A 14,246-nucleotide genomic window follows, 5' to 3' on the forward strand; every position below is an offset into this window, starting at 1 on the left:
CCCGAAGCAGAGACGATGCCCTCTCAGCAGTCCGAACCTCCCGACGACAGACTCGCGCGGCTACGCGGACCGCGCCCTCCCCAGCCGTACACCGCCCGCAAGATCACCGCCCTGACCGCCAACCCCGCCTGTGCCCGCCGCGCCGTCCTCGACGCGGCCGGCGTGGACAAGGCGCTGCTCGCCCAACAGGTCGGATACGAGCCGCGCTTCGGCCAGTCACCCTTCGCCCTCGCCCGCGAACAGGCGTTCCACAGCCTCGTGAAGTGGGGCGGCTACGCCGAGCTCATCCGGCTGCTGCGCGAGCAGCTCACCGTCCCCGTGGCAGAGGCCCATGTCACCGACCTCAACGAGGTGGCGGGCAACACGGCCCTGCACGTGCGCGAGCGTGAGACCCGCCGCCTCATCGCGCACGTGGCCTCCGGCCAGGACGTACGGCTCATCCTCGACCGCCCCGTGCTCACCCTCGAAGTCGCCGGTCAGACGGCGTACTTGGAACCGGACGCGCTCACCCACCGCATCGACGGGAAGTTCCACGTCGTCCTGATCCGCTCGTTCGCGGCGATCGACGGCCAGGCCAACCCGACCGCCGTCGCCGAGGCGGCCAAGCAGGCCGCTGTCTACGTCCTCGCCCTGCGCCGCGCCTTCGACACCGCCGGCCTGCCCACCGAGCAGATCTCCCACAAGTTCCTGCTCGTCTGCCCCAAGGACTTCTCCAACCGCCCCTACGGCCGCCTGATCGACCTCCGGCAGGAACTCGACGCCCTCCAGTTCCAGCTCACTCGGCTGCGGCGCGCCGAGGACCTCGCGGCCCGACTCCCCGAGACGGCGACCCTGGACACGACCCGCAGCACGGACGAACTCGCCTCCTCCATAGAGGCGTTGGACGCGTCGTACACGCCCTCCTGCCTGTCCTTCTGCGAGATGGCGCGCTACTGCCGCGACGAGGCCGACGGATGCGCCTCGCCGGCCCGCCTGGGCAGTGGCGTACGCAACAACCTGCCGGGCATCGACTCCACCCGCACCGCGCTCGACTACCTGGACGGCGTCTCCGCCCCGGGAGAGGCCGAGGCGGAAGCCGCCGACCTGCTGCGCGATGCCGCTCGGCTGCGCCGACTCCGCCGGGGGGCCGCATGAGTGTCCTGTCCACCGTCGCCGCGCTCACGGCGTCCCGCACCGGCCGTGCCGAGCCGCTGACGACCGTCCGCCACCAGCACCTGGACGAGAAGCCGTTCGTCCTGGTGCCGCTCACCCTCGCCGGCGAGGCGTGCGCGCCACTGGCCGCGCTCGCGGGCACGGACCCCGAGCACCCGACCCTCCTCACCGTCCGCCAGCCGCGCAACCGCGCCGAACGCTTCCGGTTCGCCGAGCGCCTCGCCGCACTCCTCCTCGCGTACATCGACGGGTGCCGGACGGATACGGAGCCCTACACCGTCGGCCGCGGCAAGGAGAAGGAGGAACGCCTGCGCTCCCTGCGGGCCCCACAGCTCCTCGTGCCGAACGGCGAGGGCATCGCGTACGTGCGCCTGCTCGGCCGTCTGACCAGACTGCGCGCCACCGAGGGGCCGTACGCGGTCGACCCGTCCGTGCCCGCCCTCGGCAAGTGGCTGACCTGGTACGCGGAGCTGGCCGAGTTCCCGAACTCCGGTGTGCTCCTCGCGATGACCCGGCTGCTCGCCGCGCACTGGGTCACGGGCCAGAGCCCTTCCGAGGACTCCCACCTCGCGTCCCAGCTCGCCTGGCTCGATCCACCGGAGGGCAGCGACGGCGCGCGTGCGGCGCGGGAGGCGGAGGACCCCTCCGTGTGGCCGCCGGCCGGTCCGACCACGGACCCGGTCTTCGACCGGACCCTCCACGAGCTGATGACGCGCTACGACGAGGCGTCCGACGAGCGCGGACGCGAGGCGGTCGGCCGCCAGATCGACCGTGAGCTGAGCGGCCAGATGCTGCCCACCTGGCGGCTCATGTGGCGCGGCGTGGAGCTGCTCCGCGATCTGCCGGAGGGTGCCCACGTCCCCGACCGCTGGGCCCTCGACCGCCGCTGGTTCTCCGAGTACGCCGAGTACCTGGACGCCGACGGCCGCCCGCAGGCCCGCCGCGACCAGGCCGTCAGAGCTGCCCGCCGCCTGGCCCGGCTGGAGGACGCGGTCACCCGCTACGAGGCGGAGCGCGCCTACGACGATCCGCTGGTGATGGCGGAGTACGAGCTGACCGGCGAGGCGTTCACGGGAACGGTGACGGCCAGGGACGAGGACCGCTACGTCCCCGGCGACCGTCCCGGCTCCCAGGTCTGGCGCCCGATGATCACCCTCCGCACCGGCACCGACACCCGCGTCGGTCTCGCGGTCGGCACGGAGGCGAAGTCCCCCGCCCGGCCCGGCCAAGGAGCCCGGATCCTCGAAGTACGGCAGGAGGACGACGGCGGCCACACCGTGGTGCTCCAGCTCAAGGGCGGCTTCGCGAACAAGCGCAAGCCGCCGGCACCGGCCGGCACCCTCGCGGAGACCGGCGAGGAGCTGACGTACACCACGCTCAACCCCACGGCCATGCCGTCCGCCCTGCCCGACGAGGAGAACACCCCCTGGACCCACGGCGGTCCGCCCCAGCCGTACGAGCCCACAAACGAGGACGCAGAGGAGACCTGGGAGTGACCGCCCTCCTTCCCGACACCGGGGAGCCCGAAGCCCTCACCCCCGGCGAACGCGCGGACCGGGCGGTCGCGGGGATCCTGACCAGCCTCGACACCGCGCCCGGCCGGGGCGTCGTCGTGGACTCGCCTCCCGGAGCCGGGAAGTCCACTCTGGTGGTGAAGGCCACCGGGCACCTGACGTCCGCGGGCCACCAGCTCATGGTCGTCGCGCAGACCAACGAGCAGGTCGACGACCTCGTGGACCGCATCGCGCAGAAGTATCCCGGCCTGGCGCTCGGCCGCCTCCACGCCGGCGGCCACATCCTCCCGCCCCGCGTCACCCGGCACCCCAACGTCACCGGGAGCAACCAGGTGACGGACCTGCGCGACCTGCCCGTCGTGGTGTCCACCGCGAAGAAGTGGTCGTTCGTCACCCCGGACAAGTGCGCGCCGTGGCGGTGGGCCATCGTCGACGAGGCGTACCAGATGCGCTCGGACGGACTCCTGGCAACGGCCCCGCTGTTCGCCCAGGACCACTCGCAGGTCCTCTTCGTCGGCGACCCCGGCCAGCTCGACCCCTTCGCCACCGTGGAGAGCGACCGCTGGCACGGCCTGACCTGGGACCCCCTGCGCAACGCGGTCGACGTCACCCTCGCCCACAACCCCGACCTCCTACGCCACCAACTCCCCGTCTCCTGGCGCCTCCCGGAAACGGCGGCACCCTTGGTCGAGCAGGCCTTCTACCCCTTCTACCGGTTCGTCCCCGGCACGACGGCACCGGAGCGCGTGCTGTCGTACGCCAGCCTGTCCCACGGCCCCAGCCCGCTGGACGACGTCCTCGCCCGAGCCGCCGCCTCCGGCTGGGGCCACCTGGAACTCCCCGCCCGCCACACCCTCGACCAGGACCCGGAGGTGGCGGACGCCCTCGCGGCGACGGCTGCCCGGCTGCTGGAGCGCGGTGCGCTGGTCAATGGGGAGCGGCTGACTGAGGCGCGCATAGCGATCGGCACGGCACGCACCGTGCAGGCCGACGCGGTCCGCGCCCGACTCGCCGATCGCGGTCTGACTGACATCATCGTGGACACCGCCAACCGCCTCCAGGGCCGCGAGTTCGACGTCACCCTGGTCTGGCACCCGCTCTCCGGCCGCCAGGACGCCTCCGCCTTCCACCTGGAGACGGGCCGCCTGTGCGTCCTGCTGTCCCGACACCGCTTCGCCTGCATTGTGGTGGCCCGCGCTGGCATCCGCGACCTACTGGACCGGCATCCACGGAGCAGCCCGGTGTACCTGGATGTGCCGCCTAAGTTTCCGGATGGATGGCGGGCCCATCAGGTGGTCATGGGGTGGCTGGAGCGGGGGGAGCACCGGGTGCGGGCGGCTTGAGAACCCCTGAAATCCAATCATCACCAAGCTGTGAAATATCCGAGGAGAAAGTGGTTGAATGCTGCATGTGCTGCGCTTTGGCAGCTTTCGTCAGTGACGTCGGACACTCGTAACTACGCTCTCGATGAAGCAGCGACGTCCAAGGCGGTCGGCGCCGAGTTTCTCAGCGCCTGGTTCTGGGGGGAAAGGTCCTATGCACACCGATGAGGTCGAGCCTGGGGTTCGCCTGACCGGATTGGCCTCGGGGTCGGTTACCGTCGTGGCCGCCACGCCGGTCGGTGACGCTCTTCAAATTACGGTCCGCGACGACTCCGGACACCTGTTCGACCAGGTGCTCTTCCCCGAAGACCTCCCTGGGCTGCGGCGTGAAGCATCAAGCTCACGGTGGTCGTTCGACGCCGACCCTGCACAGTTCCGTCTTGCGGCTGAAGCACTACGCATGCGGCACGCGGGTCTGTCGGACCCGATGCTGGCCGTGGAAACCAGCGACATCGACCCGCTACCCCACCAGATCCGCGCCGTCTACGGCACCCTGCTGGCCCAAGCCGGCTCCCTGCGCTTCCTGCTGGCAGATGATCCTGGCGCAGGCAAGACGATCATGGCGGGTCTCTATCTCAAAGAGCTGCTGCTGCGCGGAGACGTACAGCGGTGCCTGATCGTCGCCCCCGGTGGGCTGGTCGAGCAGTGGCAGACCGAACTCGCGGAGAAGTTCGGGATCGAGATGGCGATCTTGACACGCGATCTCGCCGAGGCCGACCGCGATGGCGACCCGTTCCGGCGCAACCCCATGCTGATCGCGCGCATGGACCAGCTCGCCCGCAACGAAGAGTGGCAGACCATCCTCGCGGAGTCGGAATGGGACCTCATCGTCGTAGACGAGGCCCACCGTATGAGCGCCTCCTGGTTCGGCAACGAACTTAAGCGCACCCGCCGCTACGAGCTCGGACAGCTGCTCGGCAGGATCACCCGACACTTCCTGCTGATGACCGCGACCCCTCACTCGGGGTCGGAAGCCAACTTCCAGACGTTCCTCGCGCTACTGGACCCCGATAGGTTCGCCGGGCAGTACCGCCAGGGCGTGCACTCCACCGACACCACCGGACTGATGCGCCGGATGATCAAGGAGGACCTGCTCACCTTCGAGGGCAAGCCGCTATTCCCTGAGCGGGTAGCGGAGACCGTCGAGTACACGCTTTCCCCACCGGAGATGCGTCTGTACGAAGAGGTCACCGAGTACGTACGCACGGAGATGAACCGGGCCGAGCGAACCGACGGCAGACGACGCACCGTCGGCTTCGCGCTCACGGTCATGCAGCGACGCCTGGCGTCGAGCCCGGAGGCGATCTACCGGTCGATACGGCGCCGTGCCGCGCGCCTGCGCGCCCACCGTGAGCAGATCCTGGCGGGCCCGTTCGTTCCCCCACCCGAGACACTGTCGTTCGACCCGGACGATTTCGACTCCGACGAGTTGGGTGCCGCCGAGCTGGAGCAGCTGGAGAGCGAGGTCCTGGACGCCGCCACCGCCGCACGCACGGCAGCCGAGCTGGACGCCGAGCTCGCGGTCCTGGCACGTCTTGAAGAGATCGCTGAACAGGTCCGTACCTCGGGTGAGGATCGAAAGTGGCAGGAGTTGCGTTCCCTTGTCCTCAAGGCCCGCGAAGAGGGCCTGAGCAGTGACCGCCACGCCCCGCACAAGATCATTATCTTCACCGAGCACCGCGACACCCTCGACTACCTCGCAGGCCGGATCACCACCCTGCTGGGCGGCGATGCGGATGCCGTGTGCACCATCCACGGCGGCACCGCGCGACAGGCTCGTCGGGAGACCCGAACCAAGTTCAGCAACGACCCTCGCTGCCACGTTCTGATCGCCACCGACGCCGCCGGCGAAGGACTGAACCTTCAGGCCGCGCACCTGATGGTCAACTATGACCTCCCCTGGAACCCCAACCGAATCGAGCAGCGCTTCGGACGTATCCACCGCATCGGCCAGCGCGAGGTCTGCCGCCTGTGGAACCTCGTGGCCTCCGAAACCAGGGAAGGTCAGGTCTTCCAGCGCCTCCTGACCAAGATCGAGCAGCAGCGTCGCGCCTACGGCGGCAAGGTCTTCGACGTCCTGGGAGAGAATGCCTTCGCGGACGAGCCGCTACGTGACCTGCTTATGCGAGCCATCCGCTACGGCGAGCAGCCCGAGGTCCGCGCCCACCTGGACCAGGTCATCGACAAGTCCGTAGCCGACGGCCTCCAGGAGCTGATCAAGGAACGCGCACTGGCCACCTCGGAGATCGGAACGGAGGAGCTGGCCGAGCTGCGCCGGCAGATGGATGAGGCCCGTGCCCGGCGCATGCAGCCCCATTTCGTGCAGGCCTTCGTCATGGAGTCCCTGCGTGCCCTGGGCGGGCGGGCCTCCAAGCGGGAGAAAGACCGATTCGAGCTGACCCAGGTGCCCGCCGTCCTACGCGAAGGTCGGCGTACCGTCAGCCCGCGCTATGCACGCATCACCTTCGAGCCCTCAGCCGTGATCATGCCGGGCCGCCCGGACGCCGAGCTCATAGCGCCCGGTCATCCTCTGATGGACGCGATCATCACCGAGATCCTGAACAGGTACGGCGACACGCTGACCCGTGGAGCGACCTTCCTGGACCGGACCGTCACCACTCCCCAGCTCGTGTTCGCCTTGCTGGAAGAGCTCTCGGACGGGCACGGCGCGGCAATCAGCAAGAGGTTCGAGTACGTCTCCGTGCTGCCCGACGGAACCGCAGAGCAGGCAGGCCCCGCTCCGTACCTCGACCTGTCCCTGCCCACAGACCTGAACCTGGAGCAGCACACCGCGCTGACCCTTGCCATCAACTCCGAGCTGTCCTCGGCCTGGCTTGCCGACGGCGTTGAGAAGATCGCCCAGAGCTGGGCGATCCAGCACGGTCTGCCCGAGCACCGTGCCGACGTCGTCGCTCGCGTCGTCCCAGCTGTCGAGCGGACGCGCAAGCTTATGCGTCAGCGGCTGCTGGCTCAGATGAACTACTGGGACGGCGAGTCGATCAAGCTCGCCGAGGCGCAGGCGGCAGGCAAGAAGATCCGTATCTCGCCGGCCACCGCACGCGATCGCGCCCGGTCGCTGGAGACCCGGCTCGAACGCCGTCAAGGCGAACTCGACCTCGAAATCCAGGTCAACGTGCACCCGCCGCAGATCATCAGCGCAGCGCTCGTCCTGCCCGCCGCGGTCGTCCCAGGCACCGCCGGCGATCAGCCGACACCTGACAACTTCGCTCTGGACACCACCGTCACCGAGCGTCGTGCCGTAGATGCCGTACTGGCTGCCGAGCGTCGGCTCGGCCGGGTACCCGAGGAGATGGCGCACTCCAACAAGGGCTTCGACATCCGTTCCTGCAAGCCCGACGGCCACCTGATCTTCATCGAGGTCAAGGGGCGTGTTCTGGGCGCTGACAACTTCACTGTCACCACCAGCGAGGTCGGCTACGCCAAGAACGCCGAGCCCGACTACCGGCTCGCCTTGGTCGCCGTCGACCCCGACACCCCTGACGGGTCGAACGACCAGGTCCGCTATGTGCTCAACCCCTTCGCCGACTTAGTCCTGGACAAGTACGTCGACGACCTGCGCCGCAAGTGGAAGGCCGAGTGGGGCCGCGGTGTAGAGCCCCTCTGACACACACGATCCACACGCCTTCATCCGCTCGAACGCCACCCGAGGCACAGTTCGAGCGCCTCGGAATCTAGATTGAGCAGGTGAACACCGCAGTGCAGCCCGGAACGCCATCAGGTTCTGTCCCTCGACGCAAGCTCATCGAGGTCTCCCTCCCGCTGGAGGACATCAACGCCGAGTCCGCCCGTGAGAAGTCGATCCGCCATGGCCACCCCTCTACGCTGCACCTGTGGTGGGCCCGCCGCCCCCTCGCCGCAGCACGGGCGGTGCTGTTTGCACAGCTCGTTGATGACCCGTCTTCACACCCCGAGTTGTTCCCCTCCGAGGAGGAGCAGAAAGCAGAGCGCGAGCGCCTGCACAGGATCATCCGGCGGCTGGTGGTCTGGGAAAATATCTCCGATGAGGGCCTGTATCGGGAAGCTCGTGAGGAGATTCTCAAGGGCACTGGAGGAAACCCGCCAGCGATCCTGGACCCGTTCGCGGGCGGCGGCACGATCCCGTTGGAGGCCCAGCGCCTAGGCCTGGAGGCTCATGCGAGCGATCTCAACCCGGTGCCCGTACTGATCAACAAGGCCCTCGTCGAGATCCCACCCAGGTTCGCAGGCCATCCGCCCGTCTTCCCAGGGGCTGCAGAGACTCGAATGGGACCTTGGCTGCGTGCCACAGGTCTTGCAGAAGATGTGCGCCACTACGGCGCCTGGATGCGAGACCGCGCCCAAGAGCGAATCGGACACCTGTACCCCAAGGCGCAGGTTCCTGTATTGGGACCCGCCGGTGAGCCCACTGGGAAGACCACAGAAGCCACTGTCATCGCATGGATTTGGGCACGCACGGTGACATGCCCAAACCCGGCGTGTGGTATTCGTATGCCGCTGGTGCGCTCTTGGTGGCTCGGCAAGAAGAAGGGCAAGGAGGCGTACGTCGTCCCCACAGTAGTCCCAGACGTCACAGCATCTAGTGGGCGGAGGGTCGACTTCTCCATCGGGCACGACCCAAAGCATGGGCCGAAAAAAGATGAGGATGGCACGGTAGGACGTAAGGGAGCACGCTGCGTTGCCTGTGGCTCCACGGTGGAGTTGAAGTACGTCCGGATTGAGGGTCGCGCAAAGCGCATGAGCGAGCAACTCATGGCCATTGTCACCGAAGGGAATCGGCAGCGAATTTACCTAGCTCCAACAGTCGACCATGTAGAGATCGCACGTTCCCCCCGACCGGATGGCATTCCCCTAGGAGAACTCGGCTACTATCCGCGCGACATTAAAGCACCAACCTACGGCCTTACCGAATTTGGAGACCTTTTCACAAAAAGGCAGCTCGCAACACTCATAACTCTTAGCGATCTCGTCAGTGAGGCTCGAGAGCAACTACTCGCCGACGCCGTTGCGGCAGGTATTCCCCAGGGTGAGTCTTTGACTGATGGCGGAGACGGAGCCGAGGCCTACGCCGACGCTGTAGCAACGTACCTCGGAATGGCGGTAAGCCGTTTGTCTGACTACGGCGGAACGATCTCTACCTGGATGCCCGACCCGAAGAACGAAGGCATTCGAAACACATTCGCCCGCCAGGCACTCCCAATGACTTGGGACTTTGCCGAGGCGAATCTTTTTAGCGAATCTTCCGGAAACCTTGGATTCATGCTTCGCGGTATCACCCGAGTACTTAACGAACTTCCCGCGCTCGGCGCGGGAAATGCGAAACAGGCCGATGCCGCCAGCCGCGATTACACGGGTCTCCTAATTTCTACCGACCCGCCTTACTACGACAACATCGGGTACTCGGACCTCTCCGACTACTTCTATGTCTGGCTGCGTCGTTCCCTACGCGTCATCCACCCGGACCTGTTCGGCACGATGCTGGTCCCAAAGAATGAGGAGCTCGTAGCCAACCCATACCGCCACGGCGGCAAGGAGCAGGCTGAGAGGTTCTTCGAGGAGGGCTTTGAGCAGGTCTTCGCACACGCACGACAGTCGGCATCCCCGGACTACCCGATCACTGTCTTCTACGCCTTCAAACAGGCTGAGCTGGAGAAGGAGGGTGTCGCTTCCACAGGGTGGTCCACCTTCCTGGAGGGCATGGTCCGTAATGGCTGGACCATCACCGCGACGTGGCCGATTCGCTCGGAACGTGGCGGTCGAATGCTCTCTGTGGGTACGAACGCACTCGCCTCATCGATCGTGTTGGCTCTCCGTCCCCGCGAGACAACTGCCCCGGCGACGGACCGCACAGGGTTCCTAGTTGCGCTGCACACAGAACTGGAGGAGGCGCTGCCTCGTGTCCGTGAGGGCGCGATCGCTCCGGCGGATCTGCGGCAGACGATTCTCGGCCCTGGAATGGCTGTGTTCTCCCGCTTCTCTCGGGTGCTGGAAGACGACGGCTCCACAATGTCCGTGAAGACCGCACTGGCGCTGATCAACCAGACTTTCGATGCCCTTCAGAACGAGCATGACGCCGAACTGGACGCCGACACCCGTTTCTGCCTGGACTGGTTCCGTTCCTACGGCTGGGACACACGCCCCTACGGTGACGCCGAGTCGCTGGCTGTGCCGCTGGGCCTCTCGGTGGATGGAATCGCCCGCGGCGGAGCCCTCACCTCTGGCGGCGGAAAGGTCGCGCTGATCAAGCCGCTGGACCTCGACTCCGGATGGGACCCGGCCCACGATGACCGGCTGTCCCTGTGGGAGGTCACCTGCCACCTGGCGCGCGCGTACGCGACCGATGGGCGCGAGGAGGCCGCCAGGCTCATGGCCGAGGTGAAGGGGAGTGTGAACCTGGACGAAATCAACCGCCTGGCAACCCGCCTCTATGAGCTGATGGAGTCTCAGGACTCCTCGACTGCTGGCCTGTTCAATGGGCTCGGAGGTGCGTGGGCCGATGTCTCCGCGACGTCGACCACGATCCGCCCGGCCGCTGTGGCCGAGATGCTCTTTGGGGAGGAGATCTGATGGCGCTGACGAACAATGAGAAGGTACTGCGCAGCTTCGACCAGCTAATCGAAGGCATGCGACCGTGGGTCGACATGCGTATGTCCGCCCAGGCTCCTGCCGGCAAGGACTGGATCGAGCTGATCGCCGCTGAGGACACTGCGAAGTTCGGCACGGCCAAGACGTACTCGCGGGACGACGTGCGATTTTTGTTGCGCATAGTCACAGAGAGATGGAAGGTTTTCGAGAAGGACCTCTCGCGCCCACAGTCCGCGTTGGCCTCCGAATTGCGGGAGACAGCGAACGCGGCTCACCACGGGCAGAAGTTCTCCTCGGACGACACCTACCGTGCGCTGGACACGATCGAGCGTCTACTGACGGTGATCGGTGCCGGTGGCGAGGCCGATGCGGTCGCGAAGATGCGCATGGAACACCAGCGGGAGGTCTTCGAGAAGCAGACCCGCAACCGGCTCATCCGTGAGGCGCAGGCGGTCAAGGTGGCCGGTATGCAGGCCGGTACGGCGATCAAGCCGTGGCGTGAAGTCATCCGGCCGCACGCCGACGTGATCCGCGGGCAGTTCTCCGCCGCGGAGTTCGCTGCCGACCTGTATGCGGTGGCCCATGGCCACAGCGCGGCGCCGGAGTATCTGAACCCGGCTGAGTTCTTCTCCCGTACCTATCTCACCAGCGGTCTGTCCGATCTGCTGACTCGTGCGCTCAAGCGCCTCTCCGGGGACGCCGGAGCAAGCCCGGTCATAAACCTGCAGACCCAGTTCGGTGGCGGCAAGACGCACTCGATGCTGGCCCTGTACCACCTGTTCTCCGAAGGCCTGGCTACAAGCGCACTGTCTCAGTCTGTCCAGGACGTTGTGCATGCCTCCCTGCCCACGGAAGAAGGCGATCCGCTGAGGTCTTTGGACGTGAAGCGGGTCACCTTGGTGGGCACGAAGCTCTCCCCTAGCCAGCCGATCCCTAAGGACGACGGCACGCAGGTGCGCACGCTCTGGGGGGAGTTGGCCTGGCAGCTCGGAGATCGCGAGGCATTCGACCGCGTCGCGATGGCTGATGCCACCGGCACCGATCCCGGCGACGCTCTGGACGCCGTCGTGCGCGACGTCGTCGCTGGCGGCAAGAGCGTGTTGATCCTGATCGACGAGTGGGTGGCCTACGCCCGCCAACTCGTGGGCCGCGACGACCTGCCGGGCGGATCCTTTGCCACGCAGCACACCTTCGCCCAGCACCTGACCGAGATGGCCAAATCCATCCCGGGCGTCATGCTCGTGGTCTCGATCCCCGCTTCCGACTCCCTGGACAACGGGGGCGGCGGCTCGGCGCTGGAGGTAGGCGGCCCCAACGGGCACGTCGCCCTGGAAACCCTGCAGCACACCATCGGCCGGAACGCCGACGACTGGCGACCGGCCAACAACATCGAGTCCTTCGAAATCGTGCGGCGGCGTCTGTTCGAAGAACCCGACGCCGTGGCCCTGGCGGACATCGCCGCAGTGGCCAAGCAGTACGTGAAGTACTACCAGGAGAACACCGGGTTCTTCCCTCGCGAGACGACCACCGGCGCGTACGAGCAGCGCATCCGAGCGGCGTACCCCATCCATCCCGAGTTGTTCGACCGGCTCTACGAAGACTGGTCGACGCTGCCGAAGTTCCAGCGCACCCGCGGCGTGCTGCGTCTGATGAGCGTGGTCATCAACTCGCTGTGGGCCGCCCAGGACACCACACCGCTTATCACCCCTGGCGCAGTGCCCGTCCACGACACCCAGGTCTTCAGCGAGATCACCAAGTATCTCGATGACAACTGGAAGCCAGTGGTGGACAAGGACGTAGACGGCGAGGGGGCAACCCCCGTTCAGATCGACCACGAGCGTCCGTCGTTCGGGCAGCGAGCCCTGACCAGGCGTGTCGCCCGGTCGGTATTCATCGCAACCGTCCCGACGCTGCGCTCAGCACACAAGGGCGTGGACATCCAGCAACTCCGCTTGGGCACTGCGGTTCCCGGCGACGTCATCAACCACATCGGTGATGCCCGTGCCTTGCTGGGCCAGCGTGCCACGTACTTCTACGAAGACGGTGAACGCTCCTGGTACGACCTGGCTGCTTCGGTCTCCCGCGTGGCCGCCGACCGCGCAGCCGGCTACAGCCAGGCCGACGTGCACGCCACGATCGTCGAACGCCTCAAGACGACGGCGAAGGCATCCAAGGCTTCCTTCGGTGCCTTGCACGCCGCGCCTCTCGACACCGGGGACATCCCCGATTCCGAGGTGCTCAAGCTCGTCGTCCTGCACCCGAAGTTCACCTGGGGCAAGGACGCCTCCGCCGCCACGGATTTCGCCGCGCGTCTCCTTCGGGAGGCAGGCGCCGGGCAGCGGCAGCGCCGCAACATGCTGGTCATGGTTGCCGCCGATCGCGACACCTACCCCGAACTCGAAGGGGTAGTGCGGGAGTACCGGGCCTGGAAATCCATCGCCGACGAGGCCGAGGAGCTTGAGCTCAGCGCCCAGCAGCGCAAGCAGTCCGTCACCCGCGCACGCCAGTTGGACGCGGCCGTCGACGACCGTATCCGCGCGGCCTTCACCGCAGCGCTGATCCCGACCGAGCTGCCCGGCCAGAAGCCGACCATCTCTTTCACCCGTGTCGCCAAGGACGGTGGTTCCCTCGCGGAGCGCGTCACCGCAGCGCTCAAAGCCAAGGGCTGGATCACCCCGGTGCTCGGGGCAACGCTGGTGCGTATGGCTCTCGAAGGCGCCCTGGCCAACGCCTGGGGCAAGGGGCATGTGAGGTTCGGCGACCTGTGGTCCTGGTACACGCAGTACCCCTACCTCAAGCGCCTGCCCAACCGACAGGTACTTGAACAGGCCGTACTCGGTGCTGCCGACGTCCTTCTCTGGCAGCAGGACGCCTTCGCCCTCGCCGACGGCTACGACGAGACCACCGACGAGTACCAGAACCTCTGGCTCCACGGCGACAAGCCCGATCCCAGCTTCGTCACCGACGAAACGCTCCTCGTTCAGCCGGCCCGAGCCGTCGCCCAGCGCGCACGGGTTGTGGCCGCCCCGCCGATCGAACCGGTCACCCCTGCGGATGGTGGCAATAGCGGTGAAGGCAGCAGCCCGTCTTCCAGTCCCGGTGCTGTCACGCCTACGCCGGGCCCCGGCTCCCAGCCTTCGACTCCGCCGGCGAAGAAGGTCACGCGCAGGTTCTGGGGTGTCAAGACCCTCAACCCCAACCGTCCCGCTGCCGACTTCGCCAATATCCAGCAGGAGGTCCTGGCACACCTCGAAGCCGCCGACGGCGTCACGCTCGAAGTCCGTATCGAGATCACGGCAAGCACTGCCGACGGATTCACCGAACAGCAAGTGCGTACCGTCCGAGAGAACGCCGCCCAGCTGAAGTTCGAGGACACGGGTTTCGAAGAGAACTGAGTTGGCCCGACGATCCGCGCGCACATCGTTCTACTCGGAGGAGTCCGTGACGGTGAGCCCGGGAGACAGTGACATTGTGTATGCGGCCTTCCACTCTCGACGTCATCGATGAACCTGGGCAAGGCTGACGCTACATATTGCTGGTGAGGGAGGCCCAAGGTCTCCCCCACCAGTACTGAGCGATGCGAGACCGAGGGCATCACCACCACACCGGTCACCGG

Annotated in this window: 6 protein-coding genes; all 6 read left to right on the top strand. The window is 66.9% G+C overall.

The features are described 5' to 3' along the window. Positions 1-15: 15 nt before the first annotated feature. The 6 genes from OG858_RS13250 (at position 16) to OG858_RS13275 (ending at position 14,025) form a co-directional block, all read left to right on the top strand. A complete protein-coding gene (locus tag OG858_RS13250) occupies positions 16-1,134 on the top strand; it encodes a hypothetical protein (RefSeq protein ID WP_328544879.1) in 1,119 nt (372 codons plus the stop codon). After that, positions 1,131-2,648 carry a hypothetical protein gene (locus OG858_RS13255; RefSeq protein ID WP_328544878.1) on the top strand — a complete coding sequence of 506 codons (1,518 nt, stop codon included), beginning with the start codon at positions 1,131-1,133 and terminating at the stop codon, positions 2,646-2,648. Before OG858_RS13250 ends, OG858_RS13255 begins: the two co-directional genes overlap by 4 nt. Continuing rightward, positions 2,645-4,009, top strand: coding sequence for an AAA family ATPase (locus OG858_RS13260; RefSeq protein ID WP_328544877.1), 1,365 nt, complete (start codon positions 2,645-2,647; stop codon positions 4,007-4,009). Before OG858_RS13255 ends, OG858_RS13260 begins: the two co-directional genes overlap by 4 nt. Positions 4,010-4,202: 193 nt before the next feature. Then, the gene (locus OG858_RS13265) at positions 4,203-7,673 is read left to right on the top strand and encodes a helicase-related protein (protein ID WP_328544876.1); all 3,471 of its coding nucleotides are present in this window, start codon (positions 4,203-4,205) and stop codon (positions 7,671-7,673) included. An 80-nt stretch (positions 7,674-7,753) separates the two neighbouring features. Next, on the top strand, positions 7,754-10,612 hold the full coding sequence (locus tag OG858_RS13270; RefSeq protein ID WP_328544875.1) for a DUF1156 domain-containing protein: 2,859 nt from the start codon (positions 7,754-7,756) through the stop codon (positions 10,610-10,612). Then, a complete protein-coding gene (locus OG858_RS13275) occupies positions 10,612-14,025 on the top strand; it encodes a Swt1 family HEPN domain-containing protein (protein ID WP_328544874.1) in 3,414 nt (1,137 codons plus the stop codon). The genes OG858_RS13270 and OG858_RS13275 overlap by 1 nt, the downstream gene beginning before the upstream one ends. Positions 14,026-14,246: the final 221 nt, after the last annotated feature.

This window comes from Streptomyces europaeiscabiei, assembly GCF_036346855.1.
Classification (GTDB): domain Bacteria; phylum Actinomycetota; class Actinomycetes; order Streptomycetales; family Streptomycetaceae; genus Streptomyces; species Streptomyces europaeiscabiei.